Consider the following 19,991-nt stretch of genomic DNA (forward strand, 5'->3'; position numbering starts at 1 on the left):
GCCGCAGAGCCCGCCCGGTAGGCTGTCCGAGTGAGCGAAGTCGAGATCGGTGCAGGCAAGCGCGGACGTCGGGCGTACGCGTTCGACGACATCGCGGTGGTCCCCTCCAGGCGGACGCGTGACCCGCGCGACGTCAGCGTGCAGTGGTCGATCGACGCGTTCACGTTCGCGTCGCCGATCCTGTCGGCGCCGATGGACTCCGTGTCCTCGCCGGCGACGGTCATCCAGATGGGCAAGCTCGGCATCCTCGGTGTGCTCGACCTCGAGGGCCTGTGGACCCGCTACGAGGACCCGACCCCGTACTACGACGAGATCAAGTCGCTCACCGACGGCAACGTCACGAAGCGCATGCAGGAGATCTACTCGGAGCCGATCAAGGCCGAGCTGATCACCGCACGCCTGGCCGAGATCCGCGCAGCCGGTGTGCCGGTCGCCGGTTCGCTCAGCCCGCAGCGCACCCAGGAGTTCTCGAAGACGGTCGTCGACGCCGGTGTCGACCTGTTCGTCATCCGCGGCACCACGGTCTCGGCCGAGCACGTCTCCCAGACCGAGGAACCCCTCAACCTCAAGAAGTTCATCTACGAGCTCGACGTCCCGGTGATCGTGGGCGGTGCCTCGACGTACACGTCGGCGCTGCACCTCATGCGCACCGGTGCAGCCGGCGTGCTCGTCGGGTTCGGTGGCGGCGCAGCGTCGACCACCCGTGCCGCGCTCGGCATCCACGCCCCGATGGCCACCGCCGTCGCGGACGTCGCCGGTGCCCGTCGTGACTACCTCGACGAGTCGGGCGGCCGCTACGTGCACGTCATCGCCGACGGCGGGCTCGACACCGCGGGCGACATCGTCAAGGCCATCGCCGTGGGCGCCGACGCGGTCATGCTCGGCACCGCACTGGCCCGTGCGACCGAGGCCCCGGGTGGTGGCTACCACTGGGGTGCCGAGGCGCACCACCCCGAGCTGCCCCGCGGCCGCCGGGTCGAGGTGGGCACGATCGCCCCGCTCGAGAACGTCCTGAACGGCCCGACGCCGACCCACGACGGCCGCGCGAACCTCGTCGGTGCCCTGCGCCGCTCGATGGCCACGACCGGATACTCCGACGCCAAGGAGTTCCAGCGAGTAGAAGTGGTCGTGGCGCCGTACCACCAGTGACGGTGGCACCCGGGCACGACCCCGGGTGACGCCACGGCGCCGACCGTGACCCGGAGGCGACGATGGCCAAGTCCAGCACGACGAAGCAGACCAGCACGGCCGGACGTCCACGTGACGTCGCGCCCGGCGTGGGGTTCGACCCCGCGGCGAAGCTCGGACCGGACGAACGTGCGGCCGCGATCGAGACGCTGAAGACCAAGGAGCTCGACGTCCTGGTCATCGGCGGCGGCATCGTCGGTGCGGGCAGTGCGCTCGACGCCGTGACCCGCGGCCTGAGCGTCGGCATCGTCGAGGCCCGCGACTGGGGCTCGGGGACGTCGAGTCGCTCGTCCAAGCTCGTGCACGGTGGCATCCGCTACCTCGAGCAGCTCAACTTCGCACTCGTCCGCGAGGCCCTCATCGAACGCGGCCTGCTGCTCCAGCGCATCGCCCCGCACCTGGTGAAGCCCGTGCGCTTCCTCTACCCGCTGAACCACCGGGTGTGGGAGCGCTTCTACATCGGCATCGGCATGGCGATGTACGACGTGTTCAGCTGGTCCGGCGGCCGTCCGCCCGGCGTCCCGCACCACCGGCACCTCAGCCGGAAGCAGGTGCTCAGGAACATGCCCGGGCTCAAGAAGGACGCCTTCGTCGGCGGCATGACGTACTACGACGCCCAGGTCGACGACGCGCGCTACGTGGCGTCGCTCGTGCGCACCGCGGCCTCGTACGGCGCCGAGGCAGCGAGTCGCGTCCGCATCGAGGGGTTCATCAAGGTCGGAGAGCGCGTGGTCGGCGCGCAGGCCCACGACATCCAGACCGGCGAACGGTTCGAGATCCGCGCGAAGCAGGTCGTCAACGCCACCGGTGTCTGGACCGACGACACCCAGGCGATGATCGGCACCCGCGGCCAGTTCAAGGTGCGCGCGTCGAAGGGCGTCCACCTCGTGATCCCCCGAGACCGGTTCCAATCGAACACGGGCATGATCCTGCGCACCGAGAAGAGCGTGCTGTTCGTCATCCCGTGGGGCCGGCACTGGCTCGTCGGCACGACCGACACCGACTGGTACCTCGACAAGGCGCATCCGGCAGCGACCGCGGCGGACATCGACTACATCCTCGAGCACGTCAACAAGGTGCTCGCCGTCCCGCTGACCCGCGAGGACGTCGAGGGCGTCTACGCCGGACTCCGGCCGCTGCTGGCGGGGGAGTCCGACCAGACCTCGCAGCTCAGCCGGGAGCACGTCGTCGCCCACACCGTCCCGGGCCTCGTCGTGGTCGCCGGCGGCAAGTGGACCACCTACCGGGTGATGGGCAAGGACGCCATCGACGAGGCCGTCGCGGCCATGGACGGCAGGATCCCGGAGTCGACGACCGAGGACATCCCGCTCCTCGGTGCCGAGGGCTACCCCGCCGCGTGGAACCGACGCGCCCGCACCGCACGGAGCTTCAACGTGCACAAGGTCCGCATCGAGCACCTGCTCAACCGGTACGGCACCCTCGCGACCGAGGTGCTGCAGCTCGTCGAGCAGGACCCCGCGCTCGCCGAACCGCTGCCGGGGGCCGACGACTACATCGGCGCCGAGGTCGTCTACGCCGCCTCGCACGAGGGCGCCCTGCACCTGGAGGACGTCCTCGCCCGTCGCACCCGCATCTCCATCGAGGCCTGGGACCGCGGCGATTCGGCAGCGCCCGTCGCCGCGAAGCTCATGGCGGACGTGCTCGGGTGGGACCAGGAGACGACCGAGCACGAGGTCGCGAACTACCTGAAGCGCGTCGCCGCCGAACGGGAGTCGCAGCTGCAGCCCGACGACGAGAGCGCTGACCGTGTGCGGCTCGAGGCCCCGGACATCGCGTTCGGCTTCGACGAGGACGACGTGGTCGTGGGCGGGGGTCGCTCGGACGGTGCCGAGGGCGCGAAGGCGTCCGACGAGCAGGTCGTCGGCGAGAAGACGAGCGAGCCGGAGTAGCGAGGCCAGAAGACGCCGTCGTGTCACCGAGACGCCGCCGGAACTGGCGGCGTCTCGGTGTCGACGCGGCGTCTCGACAAGACGACGGCGTCTTTCGGGGTCCACCCGCGCCTCCAGACCGGAAGGACGGAAGGACGGAAGGACGGACTGGAGGCCCGTGGTTCGTCCGTCAGACGGCGCGCGCCCGCAGGGCGGCGCGGCGCACGTGCACCGACTGGCCCACCACGAGCACCACCGGGATCGCGATCAGCGCGACGAGGCTCGTCACGTACAGCACGCCCGACCAGATCGTGTGGTCACCGCCGCCGACCCCGTAGGCGTCCGCGACGTCCATGCCGAGGGCGAGCGCCGCCACGAACGACATCGGCGTCCCCACCACGACGACGGCGAGCAGCACCGCCGCGATGACGTGCGCCGGCGCCCGGGTGACCAGCAGCAGCACCGACAGCCCCGCGGCGAACAGGACGCCGACGACGGCGATCCCGACGACGGTCGCGACGTCCGCCCCGACCGGGAAGCCCTGCTGCGTGAGCTCGGCGTGGATCTCGGCCAGGGTCGCACCGGGGACCGCGGCGAGCGGGTCCAGCACCAGTGCGTTCACCGCCAGCAGTGCCGCGTACAGCGCGACGACCAGCACCCCGACGACGGCGACGACGATCCGTGTTCTCCCCATCCGCAGAACAGTAGTGCGCGGAATGCGCGGGACCACCGGGTGGTTAGCATGGGGGTACTCGAAGAGGGAGCCATCATGGTCGACGTCCATCGCGTCAAACTCCCCGGAGTCGGCGTGCTGCACAGCTTCTACACCGACGACGGTGGCAAGTGCGGTGTCATCACGCACCGGTCGGGGCACTCCGACCTCATCTCGTTCGCCGACGTCTCCGACGGCGCGGACAAGTCCGAGAAGGTCTCGCTGCGTCTCAGCGAGGACGAAGCGCACACGCTCGCCGAACTGCTCGGCGGCACCCGGATCACCGAGGGCCTCGACAAGCTCGACGAGATCCCGGGGCTGTCCATCGACTGGTTCTCCGTCGACTACGACGACGCCATCGCGGGCAAGCCCCTCGGCGACCTGCACGACTCGGGCTTCATCGGCCTGACCGTCGTCGCCGTGGTCCGCGGCGACAGCGCCAACCCGGCACCCTCGTCGGACTTCGTCGTGTTCCCCGGAGACACGATCGTCGTCGCCGGTTCCCCCGAGAAGGTCGCCAAGGCGTTCTCCTTCTACCGCAGCGGAGAGCTTGCGGCCGCCTCGGCCGAGGCCCCGCGGAAGAGCTAGCGCATGCACCTGGGTGGTGAGCTGCTCACCATCGGTGTGCTCTTCGTCATCGCCTACGTCCTGGGCCGGCTCGGCAAGACCATCGGTCTGCCGGCCATCCCGATCTACATGGTGGTCGGACTCGTCGCGAGTCCGAACACGCCGTGGTTCGGGCTGAGCGTCGAGTCCCACACGATCGAGCTCATCGCGACGTTCGGGCTCATCCTGCTGCTGTTCAACCTCGGGCTCGAGTTCGACCAAGAGGAGTTCTACGGCAACGCCGGCAAGCTCCTGGTGTCGGGCGGCACCTACGTCGTCATCAACATGGGCGTCGGGTTCGCCTTCGGGTTCTCGCTCGGCTGGGGCACCCGTGAAGCCCTGATCATCGCGGGCATGACGGCGACGTCCTCGAGCGCCATCGTGACGAAGCTCCTCATCGAGCTCCGGCGCCTGGCGAACGACGAGACCCCGATGATCCTCGGCGTCACCGTGATCGAGGACGTCTTCATCGCCGTCTACCTGGCGATCGTCTCCGTGGTGCTGTCCGGCGACACCAACGTCTGGGCCGTCGTCGGCAAGCTGGCACTCGCGTTCGGGTTCCTCATCGTGATGTTCACGCTCGCGCGCTTCGCGGGCAAGTGGGTCTCGAAGATCTTCGCCACCCGTGACGACGAGCTGTTCACGGTGCTGTTCTTCGGACTCGCGGTCATGTTCGGCGGCATCGGCGACCTGCTCGGCGTGACCGACGCCATCGGTGCCTTCGTCATCGGCCTGCTCTGCGGAGCGACCCGGTACCGCGACCGCATCGAACAGCTCGCCCTGCCGATGCGCGACGTCTTCGCCGCGTTCTTCTTCGTCAACTTCGGGCTCGGCCTCGACCTGTCGACCTTCGGCGAGGTGCTCTGGCCCGTCCTCGGCGCCATCGGCATGACGGTCGTGCTCAACGCGGTCGCCGGCCAGATCGTCGCGCGGATGAACGGCTTCAACGTCCAGCAGGGCATCAACACCGCCGTCATCCTGGTGAACCGTGGCGAGTTCGCGCTGATCCTCGCGACGCTGTCGGCTGCCGCCGGGCTGGAGGCGCGGATCACCGCCTTCGCGGGCCTCTACGTCCTCTGCATGGCCGTCCTCGGGCCGCTGCTCGCGGTGAACTCGGACCGGATCGGCCGCCTCGTGGTGCGCCCGGGTCGGCTCATCCGCCTGCGCGGACGCCTGGGCGGCCGACGTGCCGTCGCCGCGGCAGCCGCCGCCGAGAGCGCCGAAGCGGCCGAGGCCGAGGCGGACGCCAGCGCCGCGGCACGGAAGGCCGAGCGGGACCGCCAGTTCGCCGAGGAGTTCGCGCTCGTCGAGGCTGCTGGCAGGGACGAGCGAGACAATGAGGGGTCCGAGCCGACGTCCGCCCCCGTGACGTCGCCGGTCGAGATCCCCGCCGAGCGCCCCGAGCGCCCGGTCCGACAGCGCGATCCGGAGTACTGATACAGATGTGGGCCGTTGCCCGACGACCGAGGTGGATCGCGCTGCTGTTGCTGGCGCTCGTGCTGGCGGCGGTGTTCGCCGGGCTGGGCAAGTGGCAGCTGGAACGGTCGATCGCCAACGGCAAACCCCTGCCGGCGACCACCGAGACCCGCCGCACGCTCGAGGCGGTCACCACTCCCGAGCGCCCCGTCAGCGAGAGCCTCGCCGGGCAGAGGGTCACCGTCACCGGGACCTTCGTCGCCGACGACACCACCGTCCTGACCGGCCGCACCGGGGGTGGGAAGTACCAGACCGTCGGGCACCTGGTGGACTCGGACGGTGGGGCGAGCCTCCCGGTCGTCATCGGGTGGTCCGACCAGCGGTCGGCCGCCATCGCCGGGGGCGAGCGCCTGGCGGACGGGCAGACGCTCACGATCCAGGGTCGCTACTACCCGGCCGAGTCGCCCGACCAGGACGCCTACAAGAAGGGCGAGTACTCCGCCGTCGCGCCCGCCCGGTTCGTGAACACCTGGCAGGCCTTCGACGACCGCATGTACCTCGGGTACGTCGTCGCCGACGGCGCCACCGCGAAGGCCGCCGACCTCGGCACCATCGCCGACCGTGCACCGTCGCGCGAGGTCCAGTTCGACTGGCTCAACCTGTTCTACGCGATCGAGTGGGTCGTGTTCGCCGGCTTCGCCGTGTTCCTCTGGTACCGGTTCGTGAAGGACGCCTGGGAGCGCGAGCAGGAAGAGGAGCGCGAGGCAGCGCTCGCCACCGAAGCCGACGCGCTCCGACGGTAGGATTGCCGGCATGGCCCTGACCGTCCGAACCCGTGACATCCCCAAGATCCCGGGGGCGGTGAAGTGGTACCGCGTCTCGGCGTACATCACCGGTGTGCTGCTGCTCGCCCTGGTGGTCGAGGTCATCATCAAGTACACGCCGCTGCAGCTCGAGATGCAGCTCGGCAACGGTCCGTTCTTCGTGCCCAACGGCACGGCGGGCGAGACCCCGGGCACGTTCAACCTGTCGATCGCGATCCTCATCGCCCACGGCTGGCTGTACGTGCTCTACCTGTTCACTGACTTCCGTCTGTGGAGCATCATGCGCTGGAGGCCGTCGCGCTTCCTGCTCATCGCCCTCGGGGGCATCATCCCGTTCATGTCCTTCGTGGTCGAACACCGCATGCAGCAGCAGGCCATGGACACCTACCACGAGCTGATCGCTGCCCAGCAGCGTGAGAAGGAGGCCGCTCGGTGAGCGAGACCGAACAGCGTCCCGTCCTCGTCGTCGACTTCGGGGCCCAGTACGCGCAGCTCATCGCGCGTCGGGTCCGTGAAGCGAACGTCTACAGCGAGATCGTGCCGCACTCCATCACCGCGGACGAGATCCGCGCCAAGGACCCGGCGGCCATCGTGCTGTCCGGTGGTCCGTCGTCCGTGTACGAAGAAGGCGCGCCGTCCCTCGACGGTGACATCCTCGACCTCGGCGTCCCCGTGCTCGGCATCTGCTACGGCTTCCAGGCCATGGCGACCGCCCTCGGTGGCGAGGTCGCGAACACCGGTCTGCGCGAGTACGGCGCCACCGACGTGACCCTCGCCCCCGGCACCAGCACCCTGCTCGGCGACCAGCCGGCGGACCAGGTGACGTGGATGTCGCACGGCGACTCCGTGGCCAAGGCCCCGGCAGGCTTCGAGGTGCTCGCCTCGAGCGCATCGACGCCCGTCGCGGCGTTCGCGTCCGACGAGCGCAAGCTCTACGGCGTGCAGTGGCACCCCGAGGTCAAGCACTCCGTGTACGGCCAGGCCGTGCTCGAGAACTTCCTGCACCGTGCCGCGGGCCTGCCCGGCGACTGGAACTCCAGCAACGTCATCGAGGAGCAGGTCGCCCGCATCCGCGAGCAGGTCGGCTCCGCACGGGTCATCGCCGGGCTCTCCGGTGGTGTCGACTCCGCCGTCGCCGCAGCCCTGGTGCACAAGGCCGTCGGCGACCAGCTCACCTGCGTCTTCGTCGACCACGGGCTCCTGCGTGCCGACGAGCGCAAGCAGGTGGAAGAGGACTACGTCGCCTCCACCGGTGTCCGGCTCATCACGATCGACGCCGAGCAGCAGTTCCTCGACGCCCTCGCCGGCGTGAGCGACCCCGAGCAGAAGCGCAAGATCATCGGGCGCGAGTTCATCCGCACGTTCGAGGGCGCGGCCGAGGCACTCGTGCTCGAGGCTCGCGGTGACGACGAGGCCGGCGAGGTCAAGTTCCTCGTGCAGGGCACGCTCTACCCCGACGTCGTCGAGTCCGGCGGCGGAGCGGGCACCGCGAACATCAAGTCGCACCACAACGTCGGCGGCCTGCCCGAGGACATGACGTTCGAGCTCGTCGAGCCCCTGCGCACCCTGTTCAAGGACGAGGTCCGTGCGGTCGGCCGCGAACTCGGGCTGCCCGAGGTCATCGTCGGTCGCCAGCCGTTCCCCGGCCCGGGCCTGGGCATCCGCATCGTCGGCGAGGTCACGAAGGAGCGGCTCGAACTGCTCCGTGCCGCTGACAAGATCGCGCGCGAAGAGCTCACCGCGGCCGGCCTCGACCAGGAGATCTGGCAGTGCCCGGTCGTGCTGCTCGCCGACGTCCGCTCCGTGGGCGTGCAGGGCGACGGCCGGACCTACGGGCACCCGATCGTGCTCCGTCCGGTCTCGTCCGAGGACGCCATGACCGCCGACTGGACGCGTCTGCCGTACGACACCCTCGCGAAGATCTCGAACCGCATCACGAACGAGGTGCCCGACGTGAACCGGGTCGTGCTCGACGTCACGTCGAAGCCGCCGGGGACGATCGAGTGGGAGTAGGGCTCCCCTGAGCAACGGAAGGCCCGGTACGCGTCACGCGTGCCGGGCCTTCGTGCGTCCGGGGGCGGCGCTGCCGGGCGCAGTGCGGTCCTGGTGTCCGTCGAGCGGTCACAACACCCCGCGGGCCCGATGCCGAGCGGTCAGGAAGTGTCGGCTGGCCGCGGCCCAGGCGACACTTCGTGACCAGTCGGCGGGCGTTGGCGGGGTGTTGTGACCAATGGGGCCACCCCGCCGCCGCTCCCGCCAGCACCGCCGGCCCGGGAACGACGAAGGGCCCCGGCAGCGCCGGGGCCCTTCGCGTGTGCGGTGGTACTAGTTGCGCGAGCTGCTCGCGATGATGGCGAGGATGCGCAGGATCTCGAGGTACAGCCAGACGAGCGTCACGATGAGGCCGAACGCTGCGGTCCAGGCGTAGATGCGGGGCGCGCCGCGCTCGACACCGGTCTTGATCTGGTCGAAGTCGAGGATCAGCGAGTACGCGGCCATCAGCACGACGAACACGCCGATGAGCACGCCGAGCGGGATGCCGAAGAGCGTCACGCCCATCAGGCCGAACGCGCTCTGCGTCACGCCGGTCCACATCAGGACCAGGTTCACGAGGGAGAACGCCATGTACCCGACCATCGCGATCAGGAAGAAGCGCGTGGCCTTGGGGGTCGCGCGGACCTTGCCCGAGCGGAACAGGAGCAGGGTGACGAAGAACACACCGAGCGTGCCGAACACGGCCTGGGGCACGATGCCCTCGAACGCGGTGTTGTAGAACCCGGAGATACCGCCGACGAACAGCCCCTCGAAGAACGCGTACGTCAGGATCAGACCCGGCGACGGCTTCTTCTTGAAGGTGTTGACGAGCGCCAGGACGAACCCGACGAGTGCGCCGACGATCCAGACGACCGGGGGCAGGTTCCAACCGGCCACCGCGCCGACGACGAGCACGCCGAACGCGAGCAGCGTCTTGACGATGGTGTCTTCGTACGACATGCGGTCGGTGTCCACCGGGGACGCAGTCGGGCGGTCGTACATGTACTGCAGCTGCTCGGGGGTCATGCCGCCCTGGGCCTGCTGCGGGGTCTGTCCCCAGCCGGCCTGCTGCTGACCAGCACCGCGCCCGCCCCAGGTGTTTGCCCCCTGTGCGTTGAAGGCGGGGGACTGGTCGAAACCGGGCTTGAAGGCCATGGTGTCCTCTTCCTAGGAGATTCGAGTCCTCTCAGCCTAGGGGCGCTCGGTCGCGGAAGGCTGAGGATTCGCGGCGAGCGGACGCGGCCCAGCGGGCCCCGACGAGGGAAGCCTAGGGTCGCCCGCTGCACGCGCGCCCCGAGGACGTCGAGAGTCCGCCGTCGAGCCCGTCGAGCCCGTCGAGCCCGTCGAGCCGGCCCGTCCGGACGGCAGCGCCGGGTAGAGCCAGGTGACGAGCGCGACCGAGATCGTCATGAGCAGGAACCACGCCACGATCTTCGTCGGCGCCACCGGCTGCCACACCGCGAGCTGTGCCGGGTAGCTCCACGCCCCGGCCCAGGTCGCGACGTTCTCGGCTGCCCAGATGAACACCGCGACGAGGCCCATCGCGACGAGCACGGGCATCCGCAGTGTCGCCCGGTGGATCCGGACGTGCATGGTCGTGCGGGCGAAGAGCAGCAGCACGAGCGCGAGGAGCAGGTACCGGGCGTCGGCGACGAAGTGGTGACCGAAGAAGTTCAGGTAGATCCCGCACGCCACGACCGCCAGCAGCCACTGCCGCGGGTACCGGTCGAACCGCAGGTCGAACAGCCGGTACACCCTGACCATGTACGACCCGACGGCGCCGTACATGAAGCCCGAGAACAGCGGTACCCCGGCGACGACGAACAGTCCTCCGGGCTCGTAGGTCCACGAGCCCATGTGGGTCTTGAACACCTCCATCGCGGTGCCGACGACGTGGAACAGCAGCACGACGCGGAGTTCGCGGACGGTCTCGAGCCCGAACACGAGCATGCCGACCTGCAGCAGCACGGCCGCGATCGTCAGCACGTCGTTCCGCATCGCCGCCGGCACGGTCAGGTGCACCACGGCCATGGTCGTGAGCAGCAGCGCCCCGAACGCGCACGCCCAGGCCTGCTTCGCGCCGAACACCAGGAACTCGGTGACGAACACACGGACGGGCCGGTGCGGTTGGTGCCCGGCGTCGAGCAAACGGCGTGCGGCCCGGTCGATCCGGGCCTCGACGGCGGTGGAGAGCGAACGGACGGTCATGCGGTGATGCTCCGCGTCGCCGCTGGGAACAGCGGCGCTCGGAGCGACGGGTGTGTCCCCAGACACAGGCGCCCGCTGGTCACCCGCGGCAAGTAGGGTCGCGCCATGACCCTCGTGATCGCCCACCGCGGTGCGTCCGGCTACCGTCCCGAGCACTCGCGGAGCGCGTACGACCTCGCGATCGAACTCGGCGCCGACGCGATCGAACCGGACCTGGTGCCCACGAAGGACGGCGTGCTGGTGCTCCGGCACGAGAACGAGGTCTCGGGCACCACGGACGTCGCCGACCACCCCGAGTTCCGGCACCTGCGCACGACGAAGACCGTCGACGGCCAGACCCTGACCGGCTGGTTCACCGAGGACTTCACGTGGGCCGAGCTGCAGACGCTCCGCACCCGCGAGCGCCTGCCGGTGCTCCGCCCGGGATCCGCCGAGCACGACGGTGTGCAGCCGATCCTGCGGCTCGTCGACCTGCTCGCCGTCCTCGATGCCGCACCCCGCCCGGTCGGGCTCGTCGCCGAGGTCAAGCACGCCGCGTACTTCGACCGCGCCGGGTTCCCGATGGGTGAACTCGTCGACGCCGCGCTCGGCGAGGCCGGGTGGCGGCGGGACGAGCGGCTCACGGTGGAGAGCTTCGAGAAGGGCGTGCTGCGCGACCTGCGCGAGCGGGGGACCGGTGGTCGACTCGTGTACCTCCAGGAGGCCCGTGGCAGTGCCGCGGACGAGCTCGCGTCCCACGGATCGCTCGCCCCCACCTACGCCGCCGAGCGCTCCGAGGACGCGCTCGCGTCGTTCGCGACCGAGTTCCACGGCATCAGCGTCGACCTCGGCACCCTGATGGCCGGCGTCGACAGCGTCGCGCTCGACGACCCGACGCCGGTGCGCAGCGCGATCGTCGACCGCGCCCACGCCGCGGGGCTCGCGGTGTACACGTGGACCCTCCGGCCGGAGAACCGGTTCCTGCCGTCGCCGTTGCGTCGTGGTGGCGACGTCGCGGCGTTCGGCGACTGGGAGCGGTGGTTCACGTCCGTGATCCGCACCGGACTCGACGGGGTGTTCGCCGACCACCCTGACCTGGCGGTGCTCGCCCGGTCCGCTGTCGGGGGTCCCGCCTAGACTGTCCCGGACATGACGATCGTGCTCGACCCCTTCGAATCGACGCCCGAACCGGGCGCCGGTGCCCGCGCGTACGAAGACCCGTTCACCGCGGGTCTGAACCCCCAGCAGAAGGAAGCCGTCGAGTACCGCGGCGAGTCCCTGCTGATCGTGGCCGGTGCCGGTTCCGGCAAGACGAGCGTGCTGACCCGCCGCATCGCGCTGCTGCTCGCCAACCGCGAAGCCTGGCCGTCGCAGATCCTGGCGATCACGTTCACGAACAAGGCCGCGGCCGAGATGCGCGAGCGCGTCCGGGCCCTGGTCGGTGGCGAGGCCGAGGGGATGTGGATCTCCACGTTCCACTCGGCGTGCGTGCGCATCCTGCGGCGCGAAGCCGAGCGGTTCGGGTTCCCGCAGTCGTTCACGATCTACGACTCCGCCGACTCCAAGGCGCTGCTGAAGCGGATCATCAAGGAGCTCGAGGCCGACTCCCTCGGGCTGACCGTCGGCGCCGCGGCGTCGAAGATCTCGAAGCTCAAGAACGAGCTGCAGGACATCGACACCTACGCGCGCAACATCAACGTGAACGACCCGCAAGAGGTCATGTTCACCGAGGTGTTCCGGCGCTACACGAACGAACTCCGCCGGGCGAACGCGTTCGACTTCGACGACCTCATCGGCCAGACGGTGTTCCTGTTCCGGGCCTTCCCGGACGTCGCTGCCCTGTACCAGCGCCGCTTCCGGTACATCCTGGTCGACGAGTACCAGGACACGAACCACGCCCAGTACGCCCTGATCCGTGAGCTCACCCGCCCGGTGCCGGTCGAGCAGGTCGACAAGCTCGAGGACTCCGGCCAGCACGTCGCCCGGATGCGGGAGACCGACGGGTCGATCGCCCCCGCGTCCCTGACGGTGGTCGGCGACTCCGACCAGTCGATCTACGCGTTCCGCGGGGCGGACATCCGCAACATCGTCGAGTTCGAGCGGGACTTCCCGAACTCCAAGACGATCCTGCTCGAGCAGAACTACCGCTCGACGCAGAACATCCTCGACGCGGCGAACGCCGTCATCGCGAACAACTTCGACCGCCAGGCGAAGAGCCTGTTCACCGACGTCGGTGCCGGCGAGAAGATCGTCGGCTTCACCGGGTACACCGGCCACGACGAGGCGCAGTTCGTCGCCGACGAGATCCAGCGCCTGCGTGAAGACGGCATGGACTACCGCGACATGGCGGTGTTCTACCGGACCAACTCGCAGACCCGTGCGCTCGAGGAGATCTTCATCCGTGCGGCGATCCCGTACCGGGTGCTCGGCGGCACGAAGTTCTACGAGCGCGCCGAGATCAAGGACGCCATGGCGTACCTGATCACCGTCGCCAACCCGGCCGACCCGATGGCCCTGCGCCGCATCCTCAACGTGCCCAAGCGCGGCATCGGCTCGGTCACCGAGACCACGCTGCAGCGCTACGCCGACGAGCACGAGACCACGATGCGCGACGCCCTGCGGCACGCGGGCGAGCTCGGGTTCGGGCCGAAGGTGCGGAACGCCATCACCGAGTTCGCGGCGCTGCTCGACTCCGTGTCCGAGAAGGCCCCGACGCAGCCGGTGGTCGACACCCTGACGCAGCTGCTCGACGGCTCCGGGCTGCTCGACAACCTGCGGAAGTCGCCCGACGCGCAGGACGCAGCCCGTGCCGACAACATCGACGAGCTCGTGGCCGTGACGCGTGAGTTCCAGAAGAACAACCCCGAGGGCACGCTGTCGGACTTCCTGACCGAGGTCTCGCTGGTCGCCGCGGCGGACGAGCTCGACGACTCTTCGGGAACGGTGTCGCTGATGACGCTGCACACCGCGAAGGGCTTGGAGTACGACGCGGTGTTCCTGACCGGCGTCGAGGAAGACCTGCTTCCGCACCGGATGTCCGCCAACGAACCCGGCGGGCCGTCGGAAGAGCGCCGGCTGTTCTACGTGGGCATCACCCGCGCCAAGAAGGTCCTGTTCCTGTCCCTCGCGATGACCCGCGCCCAGTTCGGCGACGTGAACGTGGCGATGCCCTCGCGCTTCCTGCAGGAGATCCCCGAGGGGCTCATCGAGTGGAAGCAGTCCCCGGGCATGGCGAACAGCCGTGGTGGCACGCAGCCCCGCGCCCTGAACGCCAAGCGCGACGGCGGCTTCGGCGGCGGCGGCGGTGGCGGTGGCTACCGCGGTGGTGGCGGCTGGGGCGGCGGCTCGTACGACCGCGCAGCGGCGGCCTCGAAGACCCGCCCGAAGACCGAGTGGGCGAACCGGGTGTCCGGGCAGGTGCGCGACAACGGCGACATGGAACTCGTCGCCGGCGACCGCATCAAGCACGTCGACTTCGGTGAGGGCACGGTGTCCGCGGTGACGGGTCAGGGTGCCAAGCGCATCGCCGAGATCGCGTTCGACTCAGCGGGCCGCAAGAAGCTCCTCATCAAGATCGCCCCGATCGAGAAGCTGTAGGAGCTCTCACCGGTCCACACCGAACCGGCAGCCGCGGCCGGTCCGGAGTTCACGGAACGGAGCCGGGCGTTCCCCTGTGATCGGCAGCACCCCGGCCGTCGCGGATGATGACCGCGACGCCCGCTGCGGCCCGCACACCCCGGTCATCCTCACGACGCACGCCCTCGTCTCGCCGGGCGGGGATGCCTGGCCCGTCCGGCAGACGAGCGTCTGACACGCACGGCCGGACAGGCACCCCTCGTTCGGGTGGCACGATCACGGTTTGTGAGGTTAGCCTTACCTAACGTGACACCTCCCATCGAACTCCTGACCACCGCCACCGCCGAGCGCTACCGCTCCGCCGTGACGTCCACGGTGGACCGCCTGGCCGACCGCTTCGCCGCCGCCGACCGTCCGACGACCGACACCGCTCCCGAGGTCCTCCGGGCCCGGGTGCAGGACGTCGACCTCGACGCCGAACCCCTCGGGACGGACCGTGCACTCGCCGAACTCGACGAGCTGTTCGTCCGCGAGGCCGTCTGGTTCCACGACCCGGCGTACCTCGCGCACCTGAACTGCCCGGTCGCGCTGCCCGCGGTCGCCGCCGAGTCGGTCCTGGCCGCCGTGAACCCGTCGGTCGACACCTGGGACCAGTCCCGTATCGGCACCGAGATCGAGCGGCACGTCGTCGCCTGGCTCGCCGGTCGGATCGGGTTCGCCGCGGGGGACGGCGTCTTCACCTCGGGCGGCTCGCAGTCGAACCTGCAGGCCCTGCTGCTGGCGCGCGAGGCCCTCGGCACCAGCGGCACCGTGTTCACGACCGCGGAGACCCACTTCAGCATCGCGAAGTCGGCGCGGCTGCTCGGGCTCGAGGCCGTGGTCGCCGTCGCCACCGACCACGCCGGCCGGATGGTGCCGGCCGCCCTCGCGGAGGCGATCGCCGCCGCCCGCGCAGCCGGGCAGACGCCGATGGCCGTCGTCGCCACCGCCGGCACCACCGACCGCGGGGTGATCGACCCGCTCGAGCCGATCGCGGACGTCTGTGACCTCGAGGGAGTCTGGCTGCACGTCGACGCCGCGTACGGCTGCGGGCTGCTCGTGTCCCCGACCCGCCGGCACCTGCTCGACGGCGTCGAACGGGCCCGGAGCGTGACCGCCGACCTGCACAAGTCGTTCTTCCAGCCGGTGTCGTCGAGCGCCCTGCTCGTGCAGCGCCCGGAGGACCTGCGCCGCACCGCCTGGTACGCCGACTACCTGAACCCCGAGGACGCCGCCGAGCCGAACCAGGTCGACAAGTCGCTGCAGACCACCCGCCGGTTCGACGCCCTGAAGCTCTGGGCGACCCTGCGGGCGACCGGTGCCGACGCGATCGGGGCCGCGTTCGACGCCGTCATCGACCTCGCCGTGACCACCCACCGGATCGTCGAGGAGCACCCCGACCTGGTGCTCGTCGCGCCGACGCAGCTCAGCACGGTGCTGTTCCGCTGGCAGCCCGCCGGCATGACGGACGAGGCCGCCGACGCGCTGGTCGCCCCGATCCGCTCGGCCCTGCTCGCCGAGGGCCGGGTGCTGATCGCCAAGACGGTCATCGACGGCCGGCCGTGCAACAAGCTCACGCTGCTCAACCCGGAGACGACGCCGGAGCAGATGCGCGCGTCGCTGGAGCACGTCGTCGCGACGGCCGCCCGGGTGCGCGCAGCCACCACTGAGACCGAGGGAGCGACCCGATGACCGCCGACCGCACCACGGACCGCGCAACCACCGCCGACCCCGTCGTGCACGACGTCGTCGGCATCGGCATCGGCCCGTTCAACCTCGGCCTCGCCTGTCTGACGGACCCGATCGCCGACCTCGACGCGGTGTTCCTCGACGCCGCCGACGGCTTCGCCTGGCACCACGGCATGATGCTGGACGACGCCACGATCCAGGTGCCGTTCCTCGCCGACCTGGTGACGATGGCCGACCCGACCTCGCCGTTCTCGTTCCTCGCCTGGCTCAAGGACACCGGGCGCCTGTACCCGTTCTACATCCGCGAGGACTTCCACCCCCTGCGCAGCGAGTACGACGCCTACTGCCGCTGGGCCGCCGACCGGCTCGACACCCTGCGGTGGGGCCGCCGGGTGACCGCCGTCGAGCACGACCCGGTCGCCGACACGTTCACGGTGCACGCCGAGACCGATCAGGGTCCCGAGACGTACCGCGCACACCACGTCGTCGTGGGCATCGGGACCGAGCCGTCCGTGCCCGCCCCGCTGCGCGGGATCGGCGGGCCGGCCGTCCACTCCGCCGAGTTCCTGCCGAACCGCGACGCCCTGCGCGACGCCGGGTCCATCGCCGTCGTCGGCAGCGGGCAGTCCGCCGCCGAGGTCTACCGCGAACTGCTCGAGGACATCCGGCAGGACGGCTACCGCCTCGACTGGATCACTCGCTCGCCCCGGTTCTTCCCGATGGAGGACACCAAGCTCACCCTCGAGATGACGAGCCCGGAGTACACGGACCACTTCCACGGGCTGCCCGAAGCCGTCCGCGACCGCCTCGGGCGCGAGCAGCGTGGCCTGTACAAGGGCATTAGCGCCGACCTGGTCGACGACCTGTACGACCAGCTCTACCGGATCAGTGCGCGCGGGCCGGTCCCGACGACGCTCCGGACCGAGACGAGCGTCGTCGACGCCGCCTGGCTTGCCGACCGCGGCGCGTACCGGCTGACGCTCCGGCACGAGCAGCTCGACCAGACGTACGAGCACGAGGTCGAGCAGCTGGTGCTGGCCACCGGGTACACCCCGCGGGTCCCGCGGTTCCTCGACCCGGTCGAGCACCTCGTCGCCCGCGACTCCCGCGGTCGCCTGGCCGTCGCCCGCGACCACCACGTCGACACCCTGGGCGGACGCATCTGGGTGCAGAACGCCGAGGAGCACACGCACGGCCTGACCGCGCCCGACCTCGGCATGGGTGCGTGGCGGAACGCGTCGATCATCCGGTCCGTCACGGGTCGCCCCGTGTACGGCCTGGAGGCCCGGATCGCCTTCCAGGAGTTCGGCCTGCCCGCCTCGGAGCCGTCCACCGCCCGCCCCGGCGCCGCGGAGCGCGCGCCGGCCCGGCCCGCGTCCGAGCGTGCGGAGGTGTCCGCATGAGCGCCGTCGTCGACAGCACCGGTGTGACGGGCAGCGATGGCACGGGCACTGCGACGGTCGACGCGCACGGGGCGACCGCGCCCGGGGGAGCCGAGCCGGGCCTCCTGACCGTCGAACCCGTGGACCCGGAACGGGACGCCGCCGTCGTGCAGTCGTGGCTCACCCACCCGGCGTCGTCGTGGTGGGAGATGGGCGACCTCGACGTGGACGGCGTGCGCGCCTACCTGGCCGGAGTGCAGGCGGACCCCGCGCAGGCAGCGTGGCTCGGCCGCCGGAACGGCGAACCGTGCTTCCTGGCGGAGACCTACGACCCCTCCGCCGTCCTGCTCACCGACGTGTGGGCGGCCGAACCCGGCGACGTCGGCATGCACCTGCTCGTCGCGCCGGTGCCCGTCGAGGGTCGTGTCCACGGCCTGACCAGCGCGGTGATGCGTGCCGTCGTCGAGCACTGCCGGGACGCCCTCGGCGCGCGCCGGGTCGTCGTCGAACCGGACGTGCGGAACACCGCCGTCCAGGCGAAGAACGCCGAGGTCGGGTTCCGCGCGCTGCGCCAGGTGGACGTCGACGGCAAACGGGCCCTGCTGTCGGTGCTCGACACCGACCGGATCGGCGAGACCGACGACGACGGGCCGGCCGCACACCTGCGACCCGAGCACCTGGAACCCGCCGAACGGCACCTCGTCGCGAAGGCGATCGCGGAGTTCACCCACGAACGGCTGATCGCACCCGTGCCCGACGGGGACGGGTGGCGGCTCGACGCGGGGGAGTCGACCTACCGGTTCCGCGCACGGCAGCACGTGCTCGAGCACTGGTCGGTGGACGAGGCCTCGCTGACGCGGACCCGTGCGGGGGTGCCGGCACCGCTCAGCGCGCAGGAGCTCGTGCTCGAACTGCGCGCGGTGCTCGGGATCCCCGACGAACTGCTCGGCACGTACCTGGAGGAGATCGCGTCGACGCTGGCGAGTGCTGCGGCGAAGCACCGGCGGGGCGGTCCGTCGGCTGCGCAGTCGGCGCGGGCGCGGTCCGGGGGATCCGTCGACGCCGCTGTTGCCTCCTTCCAGGACGTCGAGTCGGCGATGACCGAGGGACACCCGGCGTTCGTCGCCGCCAACGGCCGGATCGGGTTCGGGCTCGACGAGTACCGGGCGTTCGCGCCGGAGTCCGGCGGCCGGTTCCGGTACCGGTGGCTCGCCGCTCGACGCGAGCACACACACCTGGCGCTCGCCGCGGACCGGACCGAGCAGGCGCACTGGGAGTCAGAGCTGTCGCCGGCTGTCGTGGCCGGGTTCCGTGCCACGCTGGAGCGTCGCGGGCTCGACCCCGACGACTACGTGTGGCTTCCCGTGCACCCGTGGCAGTGGCAGCACCGGATCGCCGTGACCTTCGCACCCGACCTGGGCCGACAGGACCTGGTCGACCTGGGCGAGGGACCCGACGAGTACCAGCCGCAGCAGTCCATCCGCACCGCGTTCAACCGCACCGAGCCGGCACGGTCGTACGTGAAGACGGCGCTCGCCGTGCAGAACATGGGGTTCCTGCGGGGGATGTCCCCCGCGTACATGCGGAACACGCCGGCCGTGAACGACTGGGTCGAGTCGATCGTCTCCGCCGACCCCACGCTCGCCGCTGTCGGGTTCTCGGTGCTCCGGGAGCACGCCGCCATCGGCTACACGGGGGACGCCTACCACCGGGTCGACGTGTCCTCACCGCAGCGCAAGATGCTCGCGGCGCTGTGGCGGGAGAGCCCGCTGCCGCGGGTGACGGACGGCGAGCGACTGCTGACGATGGCGGCGCTGCTGCACCGGGACGCCTCGGGGAACGCCGTGGTCTCGGCGCTGATCGAGGCCTCCGGTCTGCCCGCCGACGTCTGGGTCCGGCGCTGGCTCGACGCCTACCTGCTGCCCGTCGTGCACTGCCTGACCGTGCACGACCTGGTGTTCATGCCGCACGGCGAGAACCTGGTGCTCGTCGTGCGCGACGGCGTCGTGGTCCGCGCCGTGATGAAGGACATCGGGGAAGAGGCCGCGGTGCTCGGGCGGCACGACGACCGCCCGGTACCCGCCGACATCGACCGGATCGTGCACCCGGTGCCCGACGACGAGGCCGCGCTCGCGGTGTTCACCGACGTGTTCGACGGTGTGCTGCGGTTCGTCGCCGCGATCCTCGACGACGACGAGGTGCTGCCGGAGTCCCGCTTCTGGCGGGTCGTGGGGGAGTGCATCGACGCCCACGCCGACGCGCACCCGGACCGCCGTCGTCCCCTGGACCTGCGCGTGCCGACGTTCGAGCACTCGTGCCTGAACCGGTTGCAGCTGCGGAACACCCTGTCGATGGTGGACCTGGCGGACCAGTCGGCGTCGCTCATCCGGGCGGGGGTGATGGCGAACCCGATCGGGCGGTAGGGGGCGGGGCCTCGGAGCCGCGCCGA

General features: G+C 70.6%; 16 protein-coding genes. 13 read left to right on the plus strand and 3 right to left on the minus strand.

Annotated features, from left to right (window positions below; all coding sequences use genetic code 11):
- Nucleotides 1-30 precede the first annotated feature (30 nt).
- Together DEJ35_RS01220 and DEJ35_RS01225 are read left to right on the plus strand one after the other, a co-directional pair.
- Complete coding sequence (locus DEJ35_RS01220; protein WP_027466694.1) at nt 31-1,149, plus strand: GuaB3 family IMP dehydrogenase-related protein; 1,119 nt, start codon at nt 31-33, stop codon at nt 1,147-1,149.
- Between the two features lie 62 nt (nt 1,150-1,211).
- On the plus strand, nt 1,212-3,098 hold the full coding sequence (locus DEJ35_RS01225) for a glycerol-3-phosphate dehydrogenase/oxidase (RefSeq protein ID WP_111191890.1): 1,887 nt from the start codon (nt 1,212-1,214) through the stop codon (nt 3,096-3,098).
- Nucleotides 3,099-3,267: 169 nt separating this feature from the next.
- On the opposite strand, the gene DEJ35_RS17100 is transcribed toward DEJ35_RS01225, so the two are convergent.
- Nucleotides 3,268-3,771 carry a hypothetical protein gene (locus tag DEJ35_RS17100; protein WP_181435464.1) on the minus strand — a complete coding sequence of 168 codons (504 nt, stop codon included), beginning with the start codon at nt 3,769-3,771 and terminating at the stop codon, nt 3,268-3,270.
- A 75-nt stretch (nt 3,772-3,846) separates the two neighbouring features.
- Here DEJ35_RS17100 and DEJ35_RS01235 point away from each other — a divergent pair, with 75 nt between their 5' ends.
- The 5 genes from DEJ35_RS01235 to guaA are packed head-to-tail and all read left to right on the plus strand — an operon-like array spanning nt 3,847 to nt 8,648.
- The gene (locus tag DEJ35_RS01235; RefSeq protein ID WP_017885470.1) at nt 3,847-4,377 is read left to right on the plus strand and encodes a cation:proton antiporter regulatory subunit; all 531 of its coding nucleotides are present in this window, start codon (nt 3,847-3,849) and stop codon (nt 4,375-4,377) included.
- Between the two features lie 3 nt (nt 4,378-4,380).
- Nucleotides 4,381-5,832: a cation:proton antiporter gene (locus DEJ35_RS01240; RefSeq protein WP_111090918.1), complete on the plus strand. Its 1,452-nt coding sequence runs from the start codon at nt 4,381-4,383 to the stop codon at nt 5,830-5,832.
- 5 nt (nt 5,833-5,837) lie between these two features.
- Nucleotides 5,838-6,614 (plus strand): SURF1 family cytochrome oxidase biogenesis protein, encoded by a 777-nt coding sequence (locus DEJ35_RS01245; RefSeq protein WP_111191891.1) that lies wholly within the window; start codon nt 5,838-5,840, stop codon nt 6,612-6,614.
- A 10-nt stretch (nt 6,615-6,624) separates the two neighbouring features.
- Entirely contained in the window at nt 6,625-7,071 is a 447-nt protein-coding gene (locus DEJ35_RS01250; RefSeq protein ID WP_027466691.1) for a DUF3817 domain-containing protein, read from the plus strand.
- On the plus strand, nt 7,068-8,648 hold the full coding sequence (guaA, locus tag DEJ35_RS01255; RefSeq protein WP_111090920.1) for a glutamine-hydrolyzing GMP synthase: 1,581 nt from the start codon (nt 7,068-7,070) through the stop codon (nt 8,646-8,648). Before DEJ35_RS01250 ends, guaA begins: the two co-directional genes overlap by 4 nt.
- A 312-nt stretch (nt 8,649-8,960) precedes the next feature.
- On the opposite strand, the gene DEJ35_RS01260 is transcribed toward guaA, so the two are convergent.
- Together DEJ35_RS01260 and DEJ35_RS01265 are read right to left on the minus strand one after the other, a co-directional pair.
- Entirely contained in the window at nt 8,961-9,824 is an 864-nt protein-coding gene (locus DEJ35_RS01260; RefSeq protein ID WP_111090921.1) for a Bax inhibitor-1/YccA family protein, read from the minus strand.
- 36 nt (nt 9,825-9,860) lie between these two features.
- Nucleotides 9,861-10,877: a DUF817 domain-containing protein gene (locus DEJ35_RS01265; RefSeq protein ID WP_111191892.1), complete on the minus strand. Its 1,017-nt coding sequence runs from the start codon at nt 10,875-10,877 to the stop codon at nt 9,861-9,863.
- 105 nt (nt 10,878-10,982) lie between these two features.
- Here DEJ35_RS01265 and DEJ35_RS01270 point away from each other — a divergent pair, with 105 nt between their 5' ends.
- From DEJ35_RS01270 to DEJ35_RS01290, 6 genes are all read left to right on the plus strand, one after another.
- A complete protein-coding gene (locus tag DEJ35_RS01270; protein WP_111191893.1) occupies nt 10,983-11,993 on the plus strand; it encodes a glycerophosphodiester phosphodiesterase family protein in 1,011 nt (336 codons plus the stop codon).
- A 12-nt stretch (nt 11,994-12,005) separates the two neighbouring features.
- Nucleotides 12,006-14,453 (plus strand): ATP-dependent helicase, encoded by a 2,448-nt coding sequence (locus DEJ35_RS01275; protein WP_027466686.1) that lies wholly within the window; start codon nt 12,006-12,008, stop codon nt 14,451-14,453.
- A 76-nt stretch (nt 14,454-14,529) separates the two neighbouring features.
- Nucleotides 14,530-14,667 (plus strand): hypothetical protein, encoded by a 138-nt coding sequence (locus DEJ35_RS17105; RefSeq protein ID WP_181420023.1) that lies wholly within the window; start codon nt 14,530-14,532, stop codon nt 14,665-14,667.
- A gap of 71 nt (nt 14,668-14,738) precedes the next feature.
- The gene (locus DEJ35_RS01280; RefSeq protein WP_111123230.1) at nt 14,739-16,163 is read left to right on the plus strand and encodes a pyridoxal-dependent decarboxylase; all 1,425 of its coding nucleotides are present in this window, start codon (nt 14,739-14,741) and stop codon (nt 16,161-16,163) included.
- On the plus strand, nt 16,160-17,563 hold the full coding sequence (locus DEJ35_RS01285; protein WP_111191894.1) for a lysine N(6)-hydroxylase/L-ornithine N(5)-oxygenase family protein: 1,404 nt from the start codon (nt 16,160-16,162) through the stop codon (nt 17,561-17,563). The genes DEJ35_RS01280 and DEJ35_RS01285 overlap by 4 nt, the downstream gene beginning before the upstream one ends.
- Nucleotides 17,560-19,965 (plus strand): GNAT family N-acetyltransferase, encoded by a 2,406-nt coding sequence (locus tag DEJ35_RS01290; protein WP_258378397.1) that lies wholly within the window; start codon nt 17,560-17,562, stop codon nt 19,963-19,965. Before DEJ35_RS01285 ends, DEJ35_RS01290 begins: the two co-directional genes overlap by 4 nt.
- Nucleotides 19,966-19,991 lie beyond the last annotated feature (26 nt).

Source organism: Curtobacterium sp. MCPF17_051 (assembly GCF_003234595.1).
Taxonomy (GTDB): Bacteria; Actinomycetota; Actinomycetes; order Actinomycetales; family Microbacteriaceae; genus Curtobacterium; species Curtobacterium flaccumfaciens.

Coding starts and splice junctions, on each gene's coding strand:
- DEJ35_RS01225 (WP_111191890.1), top strand. CDS start 1,212: ATGGCCAAGTCCAGCACGACGAAGCAGACCAGCACGGCCGGACGTCCA.
- DEJ35_RS01275 (WP_027466686.1), top strand. CDS start 12,006: ATGACGATCGTGCTCGACCCCTTCGAATCGACGCCCGAACCGGGCGCC.
- DEJ35_RS01245 (WP_111191891.1), top strand. CDS start 5,838: ATGTGGGCCGTTGCCCGACGACCGAGGTGGATCGCGCTGCTGTTGCTG.
- DEJ35_RS01285 (WP_111191894.1), top strand. CDS start 16,160: ATGACCGCCGACCGCACCACGGACCGCGCAACCACCGCCGACCCCGTC.
- DEJ35_RS01260 (WP_111090921.1), bottom strand. CDS start 9,824: ATGGCCTTCAAGCCCGGTTTCGACCAGTCCCCCGCCTTCAACGCACAG.
- DEJ35_RS01235 (WP_017885470.1), top strand. CDS start 3,847: ATGGTCGACGTCCATCGCGTCAAACTCCCCGGAGTCGGCGTGCTGCAC.
- DEJ35_RS17100 (WP_181435464.1), bottom strand. CDS start 3,771: ATGGGGAGAACACGGATCGTCGTCGCCGTCGTCGGGGTGCTGGTCGTC.
- DEJ35_RS01270 (WP_111191893.1), top strand. CDS start 10,983: ATGACCCTCGTGATCGCCCACCGCGGTGCGTCCGGCTACCGTCCCGAG.
- DEJ35_RS01265 (WP_111191892.1), bottom strand. CDS start 10,877: ATGACCGTCCGTTCGCTCTCCACCGCCGTCGAGGCCCGGATCGACCGG.
- DEJ35_RS01240 (WP_111090918.1), top strand. CDS start 4,381: ATGCACCTGGGTGGTGAGCTGCTCACCATCGGTGTGCTCTTCGTCATC.
- DEJ35_RS01250 (WP_027466691.1), top strand. CDS start 6,625: ATGGCCCTGACCGTCCGAACCCGTGACATCCCCAAGATCCCGGGGGCG.
- DEJ35_RS01290 (WP_258378397.1), top strand. CDS start 17,560: ATGAGCGCCGTCGTCGACAGCACCGGTGTGACGGGCAGCGATGGCACG.